17 protein-coding genes and 1 pseudogene are annotated in these 17,419 nt (G+C 61.4%); 10 read left to right on the top strand and 8 right to left on the bottom strand.

Annotation, left to right across the window (positions count from 1 at the left end; all coding sequences use genetic code 11):
- Window positions 1–2 precede the first annotated feature (2 nt).
- Both thiE and ABX298_RS07335 read right to left on the bottom strand, forming a co-directional pair.
- Entirely contained in the window at window positions 3–626 is a 624-nt protein-coding gene (gene thiE, locus ABX298_RS07340; RefSeq protein WP_025340753.1) for a thiamine phosphate synthase, read from the bottom strand.
- 13 nt (window positions 627–639) lie between these two features.
- On the bottom strand, window positions 640–1,437 hold the full coding sequence (locus ABX298_RS07335) for a hydroxymethylpyrimidine/phosphomethylpyrimidine kinase (protein WP_061550648.1): 798 nt from the start codon (window positions 1,435–1,437) through the stop codon (window positions 640–642).
- Between the two features lie 265 nt (window positions 1,438–1,702).
- Here ABX298_RS07335 and ABX298_RS07330 point away from each other — a divergent pair, with 265 nt between their 5' ends.
- From ABX298_RS07330 to ABX298_RS07310, 5 genes are all read left to right on the top strand, one after another.
- Complete coding sequence (locus ABX298_RS07330) at window positions 1,703–3,691, top strand: hybrid sensor histidine kinase/response regulator (RefSeq protein ID WP_286100618.1); 1,989 nt, start codon at window positions 1,703–1,705, stop codon at window positions 3,689–3,691.
- Window positions 3,692–4,162: 471 nt separating this feature from the next.
- Window positions 4,163–4,363 (top strand): hypothetical protein, encoded by a 201-nt coding sequence (locus tag ABX298_RS07325; RefSeq protein ID WP_286101921.1) that lies wholly within the window; start codon window positions 4,163–4,165, stop codon window positions 4,361–4,363.
- 70 nt (window positions 4,364–4,433) lie between these two features.
- The gene (locus tag ABX298_RS07320; protein ID WP_286100617.1) at window positions 4,434–6,086 is read left to right on the top strand and encodes an acyl-CoA dehydrogenase family protein; all 1,653 of its coding nucleotides are present in this window, start codon (window positions 4,434–4,436) and stop codon (window positions 6,084–6,086) included.
- A 177-nt stretch (window positions 6,087–6,263) separates the two neighbouring features.
- Complete coding sequence (gene amn / locus ABX298_RS07315; RefSeq protein WP_075046464.1) at window positions 6,264–7,727, top strand: AMP nucleosidase; 1,464 nt, start codon at window positions 6,264–6,266, stop codon at window positions 7,725–7,727.
- 6 nt (window positions 7,728–7,733) lie between these two features.
- On the top strand, window positions 7,734–8,366 hold the full coding sequence (locus ABX298_RS07310; RefSeq protein ID WP_286100616.1) for a pseudouridine synthase: 633 nt from the start codon (window positions 7,734–7,736) through the stop codon (window positions 8,364–8,366).
- Between the two features lie 113 nt (window positions 8,367–8,479).
- Here the strand turns inward: ABX298_RS07310 and ABX298_RS07305 are convergent, their stop codons facing one another.
- Together ABX298_RS07305 and ABX298_RS07300 are read right to left on the bottom strand one after the other, a co-directional pair.
- Window positions 8,480–8,683 carry a DUF2788 domain-containing protein gene (locus tag ABX298_RS07305; protein WP_013974331.1) on the bottom strand — a complete coding sequence of 68 codons (204 nt, stop codon included), beginning with the start codon at window positions 8,681–8,683 and terminating at the stop codon, window positions 8,480–8,482.
- 54 nt (window positions 8,684–8,737) lie between these two features.
- Window positions 8,738–9,214 carry an Lrp/AsnC family transcriptional regulator gene (locus ABX298_RS07300; RefSeq protein ID WP_003249795.1) on the bottom strand — a complete coding sequence of 159 codons (477 nt, stop codon included), beginning with the start codon at window positions 9,212–9,214 and terminating at the stop codon, window positions 8,738–8,740.
- 395 nt (window positions 9,215–9,609) lie between these two features.
- On the opposite strand from ABX298_RS07300, the gene ABX298_RS07295 reads away from it, so the two are divergent.
- A complete protein-coding gene (locus ABX298_RS07295) occupies window positions 9,610–10,395 on the top strand; it encodes a DUF6515 family protein (RefSeq protein ID WP_367394250.1) in 786 nt (261 codons plus the stop codon).
- A 124-nt stretch (window positions 10,396–10,519) separates the two neighbouring features.
- Here the strand turns inward: ABX298_RS07295 and ABX298_RS07290 are convergent, their stop codons facing one another.
- Both ABX298_RS07290 and ABX298_RS07285 read right to left on the bottom strand, forming a co-directional pair.
- A complete protein-coding gene (locus tag ABX298_RS07290; RefSeq protein ID WP_286918055.1) occupies window positions 10,520–11,392 on the bottom strand; it encodes a cation diffusion facilitator family transporter in 873 nt (290 codons plus the stop codon).
- Window positions 11,393–11,414: 22 nt separating this feature from the next.
- Entirely contained in the window at window positions 11,415–11,834 is a 420-nt protein-coding gene (locus ABX298_RS07285; protein WP_025340744.1) for a hypothetical protein, read from the bottom strand.
- Window positions 11,835–11,951: 117 nt separating this feature from the next.
- Here ABX298_RS07285 and ABX298_RS07280 point away from each other — a divergent pair.
- A pseudogene (locus ABX298_RS07280) lies at window positions 11,952–12,332 on the top strand (DEAD/DEAH box helicase); the annotation flags it as partial.
- Between the two features lie 392 nt (window positions 12,333–12,724).
- On the top strand, window positions 12,725–13,867 hold the full coding sequence (locus ABX298_RS07275) for a hypothetical protein (RefSeq protein WP_367394249.1): 1,143 nt from the start codon (window positions 12,725–12,727) through the stop codon (window positions 13,865–13,867).
- Window positions 13,868–13,959: 92 nt separating this feature from the next.
- Here ABX298_RS07275 and ABX298_RS07270 read toward each other — a convergent pair whose 3' ends face one another.
- Together ABX298_RS07270 and ABX298_RS07265 are read right to left on the bottom strand one after the other, a co-directional pair.
- On the bottom strand, window positions 13,960–14,175 hold the full coding sequence (locus tag ABX298_RS07270; RefSeq protein ID WP_367394248.1) for a hypothetical protein: 216 nt from the start codon (window positions 14,173–14,175) through the stop codon (window positions 13,960–13,962).
- On the bottom strand, window positions 14,168–15,361 hold the full coding sequence (locus ABX298_RS07265) for a hypothetical protein (protein WP_367394247.1): 1,194 nt from the start codon (window positions 15,359–15,361) through the stop codon (window positions 14,168–14,170). Before ABX298_RS07265 ends, ABX298_RS07270 begins: the two co-directional genes overlap by 8 nt.
- 296 nt (window positions 15,362–15,657) lie before the next feature.
- On the opposite strand from ABX298_RS07265, the gene ABX298_RS07260 reads away from it, so the two are divergent.
- On the top strand, window positions 15,658–16,131 hold the full coding sequence (locus ABX298_RS07260; RefSeq protein ID WP_367394246.1) for a hypothetical protein: 474 nt from the start codon (window positions 15,658–15,660) through the stop codon (window positions 16,129–16,131).
- Window positions 16,128–17,156, top strand: coding sequence for a serine/threonine-protein kinase (locus ABX298_RS07255; RefSeq protein ID WP_367394245.1), 1,029 nt, complete (start codon window positions 16,128–16,130; stop codon window positions 17,154–17,156). Before ABX298_RS07260 ends, ABX298_RS07255 begins: the two co-directional genes overlap by 4 nt.
- Window positions 17,157–17,419 lie beyond the last annotated feature (263 nt).

The raw sequence follows: 17,419 nt of genomic DNA, 5'->3' as shown, positions 1-17,419 counted from the left end.
AATCAGGATGCGAACAAGGCGTTGAAGGCGCGGGCGCGGCGGGTGACTTCCTGCGCGCTGTCGGCACCGAACAGGCCGTGGATCACCGCCAGCAGGTCGGCGCCATGGGCGACCAGCGGGGCGGCGTTGTCGAGGGTAATGCCGCCGATCACCGCGATCGGCAGTTTCACCTGGGCGCGGGCCTGCTCCAGCAGTTCGATGTTGGCTGCGGGTGCACCCGGCTTGGTGACGGAATTGAAGAAGCGGCCAAAGGCCACGTAGCTGGCGCCTTCGCTGGCAGCCTGGGCGGCCAGTTCGAGGCTGGCGTGGCAGGTGGAACCGATGATCGCCTGGCGGCCGAGCAATGCGCGGGCCGGGGTCAGCGGGCCGTCGGTCTGGCCCAGGTGCACGCCGACGCCCAGGCGCGCGGCCAGTTCGGCGTCGTCGTTGATGAGCAGTTGGGTGCCGTAGCGCTCGCAGAGCTTCAGCAGCCCTTCGGCTTCACGCAGGCGGCGCGCCGCGTCGTCACTTTTGTCGCGGTACTGCAGCAGGCACACGCCGCCTTCCAGTGCCGCCTCGACATGGGACAGGAAACGGCCAGCGAGCAGCTGGCTGTCGGTGATGGCGTACAGACCGCGTAGCTTCATTGGAGGCCTCGTGTCAGGAGCAGAAATCCAGCGGCAGGCGACGCGGCACGAACTGGCCCTTGCCCAGCTGTTCGGCGTCACGCAGGGTGCGCCAGGTGTAGTCCAGGGCGCTGCGGACGGCGCTTTCCAGCTGCTCGCCGAGGGCCAGGCGGCCGGCGAGGGCGCTGGCCAGGGTGCAGCCCGAGCCGTGGTAGCTGCCCGGCAGGCGCTGGCAGGTCCAGGTGTGGTGCTGGCCGTCGCGGCTGTACAGGCGGTTGTGAATTTCGTCTTCGTCGCCGTGACCGCCGGTAATCAGCAGGTGTCTACAGAACGGCAACAGTTTCTCGGCACACTCGTCGGCGGTGCCTTCGGGCAGTTCGGCAAGGATGCGGGCTTCGGGCAGGTTCGGCGTGGCGATGGTCGCCAGCGGCAGCAGGCGTTCGCGCAGGGCGTAGCCCACTTCGTCCTTGCCCAGGCGACCACCACCACCGGCACGCAGCACCGGGTCGCAGACCAGTGGCAGGTGCGGGTGGGCGGCCAGCAGTTCGGCGACGGTGTCGACCATTTCGATCGAACCGAGCATGCCGAGCTTGACGGCGGCCACCGTGGAGTCGGCCAGCACGGCGTTGGCCTGGGCCAGCACCCACTCGCGGTCGAGCACGCGGAAGTCGGAAACGTTGACGGTATCCTGCACGGTCAGGGCGGTCACTGCGGGTGCGGCGTGACAGCCTTGGGCGATCAGGGCTTCGATATCTGCCTGCAGGCCGGCGCCGCCACTGGGGTCGTGGCCGGAGAGACAGAGGACAACGGGGCGGGAGCTGTAGGTATTCATGGTCGGCGAGCTTACCACCAATCCTGTTTGGGCGGATCGTCCTACAAACGAGTTTTGTTGATCATAAGGTCAGTTTTTTACCGGTTTAATTTCTGAAAGCATTGATTTAGAGCCTTTTCTTTGTGATTGGATATGGTCGATTGCCAGGTTGCGAAGCTATGCTAGAGTGCTCGGATAACTCTACAAACGGGTTCTGCCGGATCGTGTCGTCTCAAACGGATGGGAGGCAACCGCGACTCGACCGGACAGGCCATGCTGGGGCTGTATGCGCTATTTGCTGATTGTGCTTCTGGGCTTGCTGCCCGTGCTGGCCGGGGCAGTCGATTTCGACGACGCTACGCGGCATCTTCCGCTGGGCAAGGCCATGCAGGTTTATGAAGACCTCGATGGCAGTGCCAGCATCGCCCAGGTCAGTGCCCCTGGGTTCGCCAAGCATTTTCGCCCCCACCATGAAGACGTGCTGAACGCCGGTTATTCCACATCGGTGTTCTGGCTCAAGGTCGAACTGCGCCCTGTCGCCGCGCCCGGCGCCGCCCCACGGCAATGGCTACTGGAACTGGCCTATCCGCCGCTGGACCACCTCGAGCTGTACCTGCCCGACAGCAGTGGCAGTTACCGCCTGGCCCGGCGCACCGGCGACGCCTTGCCCTACCAAAGCCGGCAGATCCTGCAGAACAACTACCTGTTCGAACTGCAGCTGCCGCCTGGCCAGGTGACCACTGCCTACCTGCGCCTGCACAGCCAGGGTTCGGTGCAGGCGCCGCTGGCGCTGTGGTCCGCCCAGGCCTACATGGAGGAGCAGCCCACGCGCCTGTATGTGCTGGGGATGATCTACGGCGTGCTGCTGGTGATGCTGGTGTACAACCTGTTCATCTACCTCAGCGTGCGCGACGTCAGCTACCTCTACTACATCCTCTATATCGCCTCGTTCGGCTTTTACCAGGTGTCGGTGAATGGCGCCGGTGTGGCCTACTTCTGGCCGGACAGCCCGTGGTGGGCGAATGCTTCGACGCCGTTGTTCATCGGGGCCGCTGGCCTGTTCGGCTGCCAGTTCGCCCGGCATTTCCTGCAACTGGGCAGCATCAGCCGTGGTTTCGACCGGCTGCTGCAGCTGCTGATGCTGGGTGGCGCGATGGTCATGGTGCTGGCGGTGAGCATGCCCTACGGCGTCGCCCTGCGCATGGCCACGGTGCTGGCGTTGCTGTTTACCGTGAGCATCTTCGCTGCCGGGCTGTACGCCTGGTGGCGTGGCTTGCGCGTGGCACGCTGGTTCATCATCGCCTGGACGGCATTCCTGCTTGGTGGCCTGGTCAACACCCTGATGGTGCTGGGCTACCTGCCGAACGTGTTCATCACCATGTATGCCAGCCAGCTGGGGTCGGCGCTGGAGGTGGCCTTGCTGTCGCTGGCGCTGGCCGACCGCATCAACAGCCTGCGCGAGCAGCAGGCGCAGACCTTGCGAGACACCGGGCGCACGCTGGAACAACTGAACCTGCAACTGGCCAGGAGCAACCGGCTGAAAGACGAGTTCCTGGCCAGCGTGACCCATGAACTGCGCACGCCGATGAATGGTGTGATCGGCTCGCTGGAGCTGATGCATACCCTGCCGATGGAGGCCGAGATGGCCCAGTACCACCGCACGGCGGTGGGCTCGGCCCAGGGCATGATGGATATGGTCGATGCCATTCTTACCCTGTCCGAACTGCAGGCCGGCCGGCTGCGCGCGCAGCCGGCGCCATTCAGCCTGCGTGACCTGCTGCAGGGCGTGCGTGCCGGTTATGCCGGGCAGGCTTTGGGCAAAGGCTTGTACCTGAGCCTGGACATCCCGGCCGATGTGCCGGACGGGTTGCTGGGCGATGCTCAGAAGCTGGCCCGCTGCCTGGGGTGCCTGGTGGACAACGGTTTGAAGTTCACCCACCAGGGCGGGGTGATGATCCAGGTGCGCGGGCGCCGGGTGGGGCCTGACGACCTGGCGCTGACCTTCATGGTCAGCGACAGCGGTATCGGCTTCGATGACCTCGACCAGGCGACCCTGTACCAGCGCTTCTTCCAGGTCGATGGCTCGATGACCCGGCGTTATGGCGGGCTGGGGATTGGTTTGTCGATCTGCCGGCAGATGGGGGAATTGCTGGGTGCACGGTTGTCGCATGAGTCGACGCGGGGGTTGGGGAGCCGGTTCGAGTTGAGTTTGAACATGGCTATTGCGCAGATGCAGATGGCATCGAATGTTCTGCAGACGCGACGGTCGCTTTAGAGATTTTCGCAGGCTTTGTTGGGGCTGCTTTGCAGCCCTTCGCGGGCACGCCCGCTCCTACAGGTTTGGTGCTCAGCCCAAATAAATGCGCGATCCCCTTGTGGGAGCGGGCGCGCCCGCGAAGGGCCGCAAAGCGGCCCCAAGAAACCCACAGGCTACAGCAACTCCAGACTCTTCCTACGCACTGGCACTGGAAACTGCGCCAACTGCGAAATACCCTACAACCCCTGTCGACACGCGTCTGATTGTTCCTGCAAATCCCGCGCTCTAGGCTTTTCCAGTCGCTGACGGTTCAGCGATCGGGTGTGGAAACCTGGCAAGACCTATGGTGCGTGTCGTTACGACAGCTGTACGCGGGAGGCCTTTGGGCCTACCGGGTTCGCATCATGCCTGGTTTTCCACCCCGTGTGCAGCTGTCACCCCTATGTGTGGAAACGGATGGGTGGCACATATCGCCATGGTGCCGAACTCATGAACGACGAAACCAAAACCACCCCTGGCGTTACCTACTTCTACCAAGGCGACGGCCAAACCCATCCACTGTTCCGCATTGCCGAGGGCATCCCCTGTCGCAGCGCCCGTGAGCAGGCCTCGGAGCAACTGTCGTGGCGAACACCTGTCAGCCCCGCTGCATCCCCAAGACATGCCCCCCACCACATGTTTAGTCATTAATGTCACTTTGACTGACCCGCGGGGAGTGCTTCACTGGGGCTCTCAAGCTACCCGGATCCAGGAGCCCCCAATGAACCTGCACCAGTACGCTGAAACCCACGAAGTCACCAACCAGCCACCGCCCCTCGACGGTGCCAACCTTTACCGCCTCGACCTGCCGCTACAGGAATGGTCGCGGCGTTTCGGTGCGGGTTGGGCCGAATCGCGGATCGATGCCTACGGTGCCCTGGCCGGTGGCCCGCTGATGCAGGCGGGCTTCCTGGCCAATGCGCACAAGCCGGAGTTCAGCAGCCACGACCGCTACGGCCATCGCATCGACCTGGTCGAGTTCCACCCCGCCTACCACGAACTGATGCGCACCGCCGTCGAGCACGGTCTGCCGTCGCTGCCATGGGCCGAACCCCGCCCAGGCGCCCATGTGGCGCGGGCTTCGATGACCTACCTGCATAGCCAGGCCGAGGCCGGTACCGGCTGCCCGCTGACCATGACTTTCGCTGCCGTGCCAGCGCTGCGGCTGCAACCCGAACTGGCCGAATACTGGCTGCCGAAAATCCTCGCCTGCGAGTACGACCCACGTAACGTCGGCGACCGCCACAAGGCCGGGGTCACCCTGGGCATGGCCATGACCGAGAAGCAGGGCGGCACCGATGTACGGGCCAACACCACCCGGGCTTATCCAGTCGGCGCCGCGGGCCCGGGGCAGCCCTACGAACTGGTCGGGCACAAGTGGTTCTGCTCGGCGCCCATGTGCGATGCCTTTCTGACCCTGGCCCAGACCGAAAAAGGCCTGAGCTGCTTCCTGCTCCCGCGTCACCGCCCCGACGACAGCCGCAACCAGTTCTATATCCAGCGCCTGAAGAACAAGCTGGGCAACAGTTCCAACGCCTCCAGCGAGGTGGAATTCCGCGGTGCCCTGGCGTGGATGGTCGGGGAAGAAGGGCGGGGCGTGCCGACCATCATCGAAATGGTGGCCATGACCCGCTTCGACTGCATGGTCGGCTCCAGCGCCCTGATGCGCCAGGCGCTGACCCAGGCGACCCACCATTGCGCACACCGCAAGGTCGGCGGGCGGCTGCTGAGCGAGCAGCCGTTGATGCAGAACGTGCTGGCCGACCTGGCGTTGGAAAGCGAGGCCGCGCTGGCCCTGAGCCTGCGCATGGGGCAGGCGCTGGAGCAGCTGGAAGACCCGCAGCAGGCGCATTTCGCCCGGCTGGTCACAGCGGTGGGCAAGTACTGGATCTGCAAGCGCGCGCCGGCCATGATCAACGAGGCCGCCGAGTGCCTGGGCGGGGCGGGTTATGTGGAAGACAGCATCCTGCCACGGCTGTACCGCGAAGCGCCGGTCAACTCGACCTGGGAAGGCTCGGGCAATGTGCAGTGCCTGGATGTGCTGCGGGCCTTGTCCAAGGAGCCGGGCGTGCTCGATGCGCTGTTCGCCGAGCTGGGCGATGGGCACGGGGACCCGCGCCTGGCGGCGCACATCGGTAACCTCAAGGGGGCGTTTGCCGACACTGGCGACATGCAGTACCGCGCGCGGCAGCTGACCGAGGATATTGCCCTGGCGCTGCAGGCCAAGCTGTTGCTGGAGGCGGGCAATGCGGTGGTGAGTGATGCATTTATCGACAGCCGCTTGACGGGGGGCGGGCGCGTGTATGGGGCGTTGCCGCGGGGTGTGGATGTGGAGGCATTGGTGGCCAGGGCGACGCCAGCCTGGGCGAACTGAGCTCGCTTCTTCGCGGGCACGCCCGCTCCCACAGGTACTGCGTTGTACTTGAGGGCAGTGAAGATCCTGTGGGAGCGGCCGTGCCCGCGAATGGATGCAACACCGATCAATGGGGGTGTATTTAGCCAAGAAGGCAGGCAAGATGGTTCACATGCATGTCCAGACAGGAAGCACAGTGTGAGCCAAGCTTTTGTAGTCGTTGATACCCCCGAACAGGCCGTCGACCGTCTGGCGGCCCTGCATGACCAGGCCACCGGGGCCCTTAGCCAGGCCCTCAAGCGTTACCTGAAGGACCGTACCGAGCCAGGCGTCGAAGAGCGCGACCTGTTCCGCTACCCGGCGCTGCGCCTGACCTACTACAGCCACGGTGAAGTCGCCGCCACCACGCGGGCTTACGCCAAGGTCCAGGTGGCCGGTACCTACAGTGTCACCATCACCCAGCCGGCTGCTTTCCGTGGCTACCTGCTGGAGCAACTGCGCCCGCTGATGCACGACTACACCGTCACGGTAGAGGTCGGCGTCAGCGAACAGAACATCCCTTACCCCTACGTGGTCGACCAGGGCGACGAACTGGCCGGCAGCGGCATCACCGCCGCGCAGCTGGCGCGGGTGTTCCCCAGCACCGACCTGTCGGCTGCCACCGACAACATCGCCGACGGCCTTTATGACTGGGGCAGTGCCGAAACCCTGCCGCTGGCGCTGTTCGATGCCGCGCGGGTCGACTTCTCGCTGCGCCGCCTGGTGCACTACACCGGCAGCGACTGGCGCCATGTGCAGCCGTGGATCCTGCTGACCAACTATCACCGCTATGTCGACCAGTTCATCAGCCACGGCCTCGACCAGTTGCGTGACGACCCGCGCTTCGTGCGCATGGTGCTGCCGGGCAACGTGGTCATCGAAAAGGGCATGGACCACGGTGAAATCCAGGCCCTGGTGGCCAGCGTGGTCTGGCACCGCTACCAGATGCCGGCGTATCACCTGATCGCCGCCGACGGCGACGGCGTCACGCTGGTCAACATCGGCGTCGGCCCGTCCAATGCCAAGAACATCACCGACCACCTGGCCGTGCTGCGCCCGCACTGCTGGCTGATGATCGGCCACTGCGGCGGCCTGCGGCAGTCGCAGACCATCGGCGATTATGTGCTGGCACACGCCTACATGCGCCGTGACGGCATTCTCGACCGGGTGGTGCCGCCGAACATCCCGATTCCGGCCCTTGCCGAAGTGCAGCTGGCCTTGCAGGAAGCCGCCGCGCAGGTCACCGGCGAGCGTGGCGAACAGCTGAAGAAGCGCCTGCGCACCGGCACCGTGCTGACCTACGACGACCGCAACTGGGAGCTGCGCTGGGCCCAGGAGCGGCCGCTGATCAACCTGTCGCGTGCCGTGGCCGTGGACATGGAAAGCGGTACCATTGCCGCCCAGGGTTACCGCTTGCGCGTGCCGTACGGCACCTTGCTATGTGTATCCGACAAACCGCTGCACAGCGAGATCAAGCTGCCGGGTTCGGCCAATGCCTTCTATAACCGGGCGGTCAGCCAGCATCTGAAGATCGGCATTGCCGCCCTGGACCTGCTGCGCACCGAGCTCAACTCGCTGCACTCGCGTAAACTGCGCAGTTTCGATGAGCCGCCGTTCCGCTGAGGATCCATGTCACTGCCACCCCGTTCCAAGCCGCGCCGCCCCCAGGCGCGGCCTGCCACCGGCCCGCGTCGCCAGCCCAAGGCGCCACCGGCCGAGCCGCGCCTGATCCTGTTCAACAAACCGTTCGACGTGCTGACCCAGTTCAGCGACGGCGACGGGCGCGCGACGCTCAAGGACTACATCGACATCCCCGGCGTGTACCCGGCCGGGCGGCTGGACCGCGACAGTGAAGGCCTGTTGCTGCTGACCAACGATGGCGGCCTGCAGGCGCGCATTGCCGACCCGAAGCACAAGCTGGCCAAGACTTACTGGGTTCAGGTGGAGGGGGAGCCGAGCGAGGAGCAGTTGCAGCGCTTGCGCGATGGCGTGGAACTGAACGATGGGCCGACCTTGCCGGCCGAGGCGCGGCGCCTGGACGAGCCCGAGCTGTGGCCGCGCAACCCGCCGGTGCGTTTTCGCAAGAGCGTGCCGACCAACTGGCTGGAGCTGGTTATTCGCGAAGGGCGTAACCGCCAGGTGCGGCGGATGACGGCGGCGGTGGGGTTGCCGACCTTGCGCCTGGTGCGGGTGCGGATTGGCGACTGGGCGCTGGATGGGTTGGAACAGGGCTGCTGGCGCGAAGTGGCCGCCAAGCTTTAGTCCAGTTCAAGGGCCTATTCGCGGGCACGCCCGCTCCCACAGGTATGGTGCAGCCCTCAAGTGCAGCGCCAGACCTGTGGGAGCGGGCGTGCCCGCGAATGGCCCTGAATTTTCTACACCCCTTCGAGAAACCCCACCACCACGCTCTTGATGATAAAGGCCAGCACCCCCAGCCCCAGCACGAAGAACAGGATCAGCGTCCCGAACCGCCCGGCCTTGGACTTTTTCGCCAGGTCCCAGACGATGAAACCCATGAAACCGATCAACACGGTGACCAGGATGATCATCATCCACTCTTCGAATACGGCGGGATCCATCGGTGTTCTCCAGGCGGGTTGAGCGTCCGATTATACGCTTGCTGGCGCAGGCAATTAACGCAGGTGGGTCAATGGCAACTCGGTGCTGGCCAGCACCTGGTTCAGCACGAAGCTCGAACGCACGCTGGTGACGCCTTCAATGCGGGTCAGGCTGCCTAGCAGCAGTTTCTGGTAGTGGTCCATGTCGGGCACCACCACCTTCAGCTGGTAGTCGGCATCCATGCCGGTGACCAGGCTGCATTCAAGCACCTGTGGCAGGTTGCGGATGGCCGCCTCGAAGGTTTCGAAACGCTCCGGGGTGTGGCGGTCCATGCCGATCAGCACGTAGGCAGTCAGGCTCAGGCCCAGCTTCTTGCGGTCGAGCAGGGCCACCTGGCGCGAGATGTAGCCATCGTCCTCCAGTTGCTTGACCCGACGCGAGCATGGCGAAGGCGACAGGCCGATGCGTTCGGCCAGTTCCTGGTTGGAAATGCGCGCATCGCGCTGCAATTCGGCGAGGATGCTCAGGTCATAGCGGTCAAGTTTGCTCATGGTTTATGCCTTTTCTGTTCGGATTGCGGTGAATTATCAATCCAGGGTGAAAAATTGCGCAAGTGCTATTTATCCGAGCAATCTTCGCAATCATCTGCCGCAACCTGTCCGGTATCTTTATCCACAGAATCACTGCCCGGACATCAGTCCACGGCGACGCGCCCTAGGCGGGCGGTCGCGGCCAGCCATCCAACAGGATCTGCAGGCCCCCGGGCTACACACCTTCCAGAAGACGGTGTGAGGTGAGCCGGCGCCACAAGTGCCGAGCACGGACGACAATTCCTGAAGGGAGGCCCAGCGGCCTCCCTTTTTTCATGTCCGGAAATTTAATTGGCCTGCGTGACAGGCGCGGTAGACTGGCTGTGGTTGCCGTATTTTCTACCGAGAGGAACAGCATGAAGTCGCGCATCTGGCAGTTGGCAGGTGTTGGTGTGTTGGGGTTGAGCATCAGCCTCGGGGCCATGGCCGAAGGGCCGGGCGAGGGGGCGCCGGGCCGCTCGCTCAATTCGCGTGACGAAGTGCAGCAGACCCAGCCGCCACGCCAGGGTTATTACCAGGACATTCCCCGCCGTCATGGTGATAACCGCCACTGGGAAGCCGGTGGCCCGGGGCAACGGCCTGGCGGTGACTGGCAGGGGCGCCCGGATGGTCATGGCAATGGCTGGGGGCCGGGGCCGCAGTATCGCCCGGGGCACACCATCGATCATTTCCCGGACCGCTACTGGAAAGTACCCTACCGTGGCGATGACTACTTCTACTCCGGTGGTTACTGGTATCGCCCCCATGGTGGCCGTTATGTCGTGGTGACTCCGCCCCATGGCGTGCGGGTCGATTACCTGCCGCCCTATGCGCGGGAAGTCTGGCTGGGCGGGGCGCTGTTCTTCCTGGTGGCCGATACCTATTACCAGTACCTGGCCGACAGCCGCGAGTACGTGGTGGTCAACCCGCCGGTTGCGGCGCCGGCACCTGTAGGCGGTGGGTATGACGTGGTGGCCTACCCGATGTATGGGCAAGGGCAGGAACAGCAGGACCAGGACCGTTACCAGTGCCACCGCTGGGCGGTGAGCCAGTCAGGGTTCGACCCGGCGACGGCGACTTATGCACCGCCGGCCAATGTGGCGGACAACTATCGGCGGGCGCTGGGCGCTTGTTTCAGCGGCCGAGGCTACAGCATCAACTGAGCCAGATGTGCTGCCTGTCCCGGCCCTATCGCCGGCAAGCCAGCTCCCACTGGTATTGCGCATGCCTTCAGGTCGGTGCAGTTCCTGTGGGAGCTGGCTTGCCGGCGATAGGGCCCTTGCAGGTTCACACCGGATCCGCATGCACCATCACATCCGCCTGTGGATAACGCTGGCGGATCACCTTCGAGGCCTCCACGCACAAGGCATGCGCTTCATTTAGCGGCAATTGCCCCGGCATCTCCAGATGCAACTGCACGAACCACTGGTTACCCGACACCCGCGTACGCAGGTCGTGCACGCCTTTGACCCCGGGAATGGCCAGCACCAGCGCAGCCATGTCCTCGCCAACATCGCCGGGCAGTTCCTGGTCCATCAGGATGGCCGTACTCTCCCGGGCGATCTGCAGCGCGCTCCAGAGGATATAGACGGCGATGCCCAGGCCGAACAGCGCATCCAGCTGCGGCCAGCCAAAGCGTGCCAGCAGCAGGGCCAGCAGGATGCTGCCGTTGAGCAGCAGATCCGAGCGGTAGTGCAGGGAGTCGGCCCGTACCGCCGTGGAGCCGGTCAGGCGGATGACCTTGTGTTGCAGTGCCAGCAGGGCAAGGGTCAGCACCAGCGACAGCAGCATTACCCCGATACCGACGGCGGTATCGCCCAAGGGTTGCGGGGTGTGCAGGCGTTCAACCGCCTGCACCCCGATCAGCACCGCACTGACCCCGATGAACAGCGCCTGCGCCATACCGGCCAGGGCCTCGGCCTTGCCATGGCCGAAACGGTGGTCGTTGTCGGCCGGGCGCAGGGCGTAGTGCACGGCGAGCAGGTTGAGGAACGAGGCAACGGCATCCAGTGCCGAGTCGGTCAGCCCGGCCAGCAGGCTGACCGAGCCGCTCAGCCACCAGGCCAACGCCTTGCTCAGGACCAGGATGCTGGCCACCGCCAGCGAGGCGCGAGTGGCCAGGCGTAGCAGGCGTTGGTGTTCAGCCGGGGTGGTCATCATCCGTGGGTAGTGTCCTTGTGCTTCAGGCTGCAGGCACCAGGCCCAGGCTGGCCAACTGCTCGATGCTGCCGCGATGCTGGATCAGCCGTGGGTCGTTCAGCGGCAGGCGCTGGCCCAGTTCGCTTTCCAGAATGGCCTGCAACTTCAGGTTGTCGACCTTGCCATCGGGGCTCACGGCTTCGCGCAGTTTGACCGGGTCGACCTGGGCGGATCGCCCGCCTGAGTAATAAATGGCGCCCGTGGCGAAGTCGATACCGAAGGCGATCAGCCCCGGGATCACGTAGAACAGGATGCCGATGGCATCCATTGCGGCAACCACTGGGTCGATCTTGCCGCCGATCTGGCCACGACGTTCCGGGTACAGAATGGTGCCGCAGGCCGTCAGTTGGGTCAGCAAGGTGACGATGAGGGCGCCACCGATGACGCGGGATGGGATGCGCATGTAAAAACTCCGAAAAGGTATTCAGCAGGGCAAGCGAAACGCCTGCACCTGAAGCTAAGACCATGATAGGGCAGCTTGGGTTCGCCGTTATACTCGCCAGACTGTTCGAGGACCACCATGATTTCATTACCGATCGATGCTGTCTTGCCCGCCCTGCGCCAGGCCCTGGAAAACCGTGACGAAGCGGTGCTCGAAGCGCCACCTGGCGCGGGCAAGACCACCCGCGTGCCGCTGGCGCTGCTCAACGAGCCGTGGCTGGCTGGGCAGAGCATTCTCATGCTCGAGCCCCGCCGCTTGGCAGCGCGGGCTGCGGCCGAGCGCCTAGCCAGCGAGCTGGGCGAAAAGGTCGGCGAAACCGTGGGCTATCGCATCCGCCTGGACAGCAAGGTCGGGCCGAAAACCCGCATCGAGGTGGTGACCGAAGGCATCCTCACCCGCCGCCTGCAGGCCGACCCGGCGCTGGAGGGTGTGGGGCTGGTGATCTTCGACGAATTTCACGTTTTGCCATTTTCACCGAAATACCCTGGAATATTGTCAAAGTGCAGGACATTCCCCTGCCTAGACTGACCTCCCGCTAGGCCATCTCCCAAGGCTTCCCTCTTAAGCTCCCCTTCCAGATCAACCTGGGCGAGATCCACAGTCCCACCTCCGGTAGGTGCCACGGTCTCGAACTGGACGGTTTTCCTCACGTCGTACACCTTGTCCCAGCTCATCCCAATGCACGACCCGCATCGTGTGATCAGCCCCTACCCGGTAAACCGAGCTCTAGGCGCGGAGCCAATCGACGCTCTCTCTGATGTTTCAACATGCGATTTTCGGTATTAGCGATAGCTTTGACATCACCTGCTGGCGATGTACCGTGGCCGTCCACTACGCCAAAGGATCTGCACATGACTCTAATCTCCGGGTACAAGCTAAAGGACGGCGGCTTCCTTCAGGCAGACATTCTGCTCACCAGCCCCAATAAAAGGATGCGGTCTTCGCAAATCCCGTCGTTCAAGCCTGAAGCTGGTAACCCTGGGTTGCTTACGCACGCTGTGGCTGGTCTGTGCCAAAAGATTCTCGTGGTGAACGAGTATTTCGCTGTGGCTTTCGCTGGAGATGTTCCTGTAATTCAGGCCGTAGTGCGACTAATCGAGAAACTCGTAGATGAACATGAATTGCTGACGGGTAAGCGTTTTACGGATGCGGTTCTTGCCGACGTTGCAATCAGTAGTTCAGAAGTCCAGATAATCGCGCTGAGTGTCGAAGGCGATGAAATCCACATATCCAATGTTTATGCGGAGTACGGGCACGATAATGAGCATTTTGAATTGTGGGTTGGCGGTTCAGGTGCAGATCACGCTATTGCTCATTATCAGAGCTACCCTTTGCGTATGTTCGATGTTTGCGAGGAGGAGATTGTCGTGCAAGGTACCTGCATGGCTCTTGATCAATTCGCAATGTATTTGAAGAATGAGTTCGAAGAAAAATTCAAGTCGGAGTCGATCTCGAAGTTGTTCGGGGGTGGTTATGAGGTAGTAGCATTTTACGATGGGCGCTTCCGAAAGATATCCGACATCGTTTATGCCTTTGCTGACGCAAAGTTTAATACGAAGGGTGTGCTTGAAATCGACTGTCCGAGATGTCTAATTAAATCCGAGTATGTGGGCGCAGACTTAAAGATCAGGAGCGTGGAGCTAGAATTTGATGAGGAAATTGATGAGTGGGTCAGTGTAAATGATCGGACATTCACGATTGCGCCTATCTCACGCTATCATGAAACTAAGGTTGAGGAAGGTGCTTGTGATCTTAGTTTTATGGGGGTGTTCCTCTGCTTTCTCATAAATATTAAGTCGGAGGGTGAAGATGTCACGATTCCGGTTATCAGGCGGTATAAAAGTAAAACTCACTTTTTGTATGAGGCGTTCACGGCCACAGTACATCCAGACTTTGTTAGCGTGACCTACTCAGATCTGTTTCATGACGATATAGCTATTAACGTGTTAGGTCTAAGTGGAGAAGAAAAACAATTCTCTTTCTCAAACGATTAGGTTTCTCTGGGTCAGTCACCCAATCAGAGAGCCATATACAAGAAAGCCACCTCGCGGTGGCTTTCAAGTGGTAGCGGGGAGCGGCTGAGCCCTTATCGGTGCTCGACTACGGTAACGAGATCAAGGGTTCCGATACCCTTTTCTACTACATCTTTAGCCTTGGCCAGCATAGAAGCCCTGAGCTCATCGCGAGACATCCGGCCACTGTAAATCTTCGCGAATGCTTTGTGCTTCAAAGCAGCGGAGGCGCAGACTTTAGCTTCACCCGATTCTTCGGTGATTACTACAGCAGCGGCGAGTTCATTCATGGTCACCTGCCTCCATGTCAATAAATGCACGGTATAATAATATCATATCATGTAAATACGCGCAAATCGGTTGCAGTAGCTGGACGAACTGTGCATTGCGGCTATCACCCATTAGGATGTTTGCCTTATTGTTATAGATGTTAAGACATCCAATTGGGGTTTTGGTGTCGTCGCCTGATGCTAGCGGGATGGAGAGTATCGACGTCGCGTAACGGTGAGTGGTGTAGTACTTACCAATGGTCGTCTTGTAGTGCTCGGTCACATGAGGATTCTGGCGGGCCTCGTTATCCAGCCACTCTTTAAAATGGGTGCGGGAATCTTGAATGTATTGTGACTCGTTGGTGGAGACGGCGACTGGCCCACCTGGCATGTTGGGGTGAGACTTTGCATGGTCGGACGTGTCGATTTTGAAGGGGAAACAGATCGGGCGGATTTCGTTATCCGGATCCGCAAGGCCTTGATTTCCAACAGAGGTGGACAGTTCAAGATCGGTGATATGCAGGATGCCGTCAGCATTATCCAAGCGGGCATCGATGTTTGAACTGAACAGGAAAAACGGGCTCTCGTTCACCTGCTGCGCGAATTTGTTCCGGATGATGCCTTTGTCCAGCTCCACCATCATGACGTTGGCGCGGTACGTGTCGGTAGGAGCACTGTCCCAGTTTTGGGCTAGCACGAGGATCTTGGTCAGTACCACGCGGATGTCGCTTGCCAAGCTTTGCCTGCTCATCGGCTGGGAGTCATCCTGCGCTTGGCTCTCAAACAGGAACCGGATGTCGATCACAGCGTCGCTATAGGCCGCTAGAAACTGCTTGGGCGGCATGGTGGTCAGGCGATCTTGCAGTTCCTTTTCTTTTTTTCGAGTGGAGGTCACTACCCCAACTTCACGCAAGAACACCGCGATCACGGCGGCAATCGACAAAATGATCGAAGGCCACAGGTACTCGGTCTGGAAGAACTGAGCCCATGTGTTAGTGGCGGTGTACTCAGCCTTGATGTCGCCACTCATCACGGAAATCATGGCCGCGCTCCCGATGCTGAGCAGCGCGATGATCATGGAACCGTAACTGGTGCCGACGAGCAGGCACAGGGCTAAGAAAGCTTTCTTAGACCAAAGGCCGGTGGAACGGGCGATGGAAACTACCCCTGTTTTGAAGCTATCCCGACGTGTCGCGCTGCTGTTCAAGATTCGATTCCATTTTTGTTTGAGTAGTCGTCCGACTACCGCTCTCTCACACCCTCACCGGGTGTTGCTCCTCCACCCGCCAGAATCTTTCCAGTAGGTGTTGACTCATAGTTCCTCAGTGAAGCTCATCCTGGCCGAGCTGGCCGACCGACCTCCCAATTAACGGCTAATCCGAGCATAGGCGTGGGCTTTTGCACCCAAAAGCTGGGGCTTTCGACCGCAAAACAGGCGATTGACGAGGCCGAACGCTGTAATACCATTGGGTGATATTTAATTGCCTCCACAAGGAAAAGTATATGGCGTCACGCTGCGTAGGGCTGGTCATCACTGCAAGTGATGTGACGGTGGTAGACACGACGATCCCGGACGACCTGGATGCTCCACTCGTCCTGAACAGGGAAGAGACCTGGAAGCTTGCAGGGGGCGATCGTGCGAAGGCCTATGAAACACTGTTCCATCGCTGCACCGGGTACATCCAGCAGAATGGCGTAGACCAGGTCGTCATCAAGGCTAGCGCTCTGCCTCAGGGCGGCGGTGGCAGCGGAATCCTGGACGGTGCTGAACTGCGGGGCGTGATCATGTGTGCGGCAGCCTCGGCTTGTGCGACTCGCATACTCGAAAAGAGCTGGATGAGCAGAACCTATAAGCGCAAGGTGGACGAGGTTCTCAAGGACGACGCTTTCTGGGAGCAGCAGCTCGACGGGGCCAAGCTGCGTAAGGGAAGCCGCGAGGCCGCCATGTTGGTAGTCGCCCACAGGAACCGACCATGAGCAGCGTCGTACCGGAACTGGAAATCATCAGGAAGCTGGGTAACGGCCACTTCGGCGAGGTCTTCCTGGGCAAATGCGGGGTGCATGGAGACGTCGCGGTCAAGGTGCTGGCCCGAAAGCCCGAGCATGATGATGCGGCGTGGTTGACCACCAAGCAGGGGTTTCTGGCTGAAGCCAAACACCTTTCGACCGCCTCACATCGCAACGTAGTGCAGGTATACGGCATCGAGGAATTCGACAACAGTATTCGCTTCACGATGGCGTACTGCCCTGGTGGTTCGTTGCAGGCACTGTACGAGCAAGGCCCTATGCCCCTGGCCCGTGTGCATAAAGTCGTGACGGATGTCTTGATCGGCCTCGGTGCATTGCATGGAAAGGGCATGCTGCATCGGGACATCAAACCGGGGAATATTCTGCTGGATCAAGCCGGCCTCGCGAAACTGGGCGACTTTGGGCTGGTCACCGATGACCTGCTTTTGGGATATGGCTCCGCTGCAGGGTACCTGGATCACATTGCCTATGAGGTGTGGCAAGGTGCGGGAACGAGTGTCAAAACCGACATCTGGGCGCTTGGCATGACCATTTTCCGGCTGCTTCATGGCGAGACCTGGTACGTCCTTCAGAACGAGGCGCCTGCAGACATTGTTCGCAATGGCGGGCTCGCAGATCGCCTGCGTTGGTTACCCCACATACCCAAACCCTGGCGCCGGGTAATTCGCAAAATGCTCGCAGATGACTCTGCTGCCCGCTACGCCACTACGGGTGAAGTCCTGAACGCCATTTCGGGTCTGCCGATCGATCAATCCTGGGAAACGAATGTAACCCCGGAACTGGTGCGATGGGAGCTACAGTCGCCCAAGCGCCTGAATTTTGTTGAGTGGAATCTGCATTCTGAGCGGCGTCACGAGTGGAAAGCCTGGAGCGAGCCTGTAGGGGCCGGACGCAAGATGACGCTCGGCCAATCGCAAGGCGTAATAGGGCGCAAACAGGTTGATCGAGAGCTGGAAAGCCACTTCTCCCGCTAGCGAGCGCTCTCAACCAGCTGCGCTGCGCATACGCCGGGGCAGCAGGTATCCGTCGACAAAGTCGGCAGCGCTCAATGGCTTGAGTTGGAAATGAGCTTGAGCAGCGGCCCGACGCTGATCCGCGCAATTCGGGCAATATGTCGCGAGTGCATCGATGCCTTCTGCCGGGTGCCATATGGCTCCGCAGAATGTGCATCGAGGCGACGTGAGCCTCAGGTTGGGATGGCGCTTGCTCATTTGGATCCTACCTGCCGCGAAGGCGA

It is taken from the genome of Pseudomonas sp. X4 (assembly GCF_040784925.1).
GTDB lineage: Bacteria > Pseudomonadota > Gammaproteobacteria > Pseudomonadales > Pseudomonadaceae > Aquipseudomonas > Aquipseudomonas putida_Z.
The sequence above is the reverse complement of the archived record's forward strand: the minus strand, read 5'-3'. Positions and strand labels throughout refer to the sequence as shown.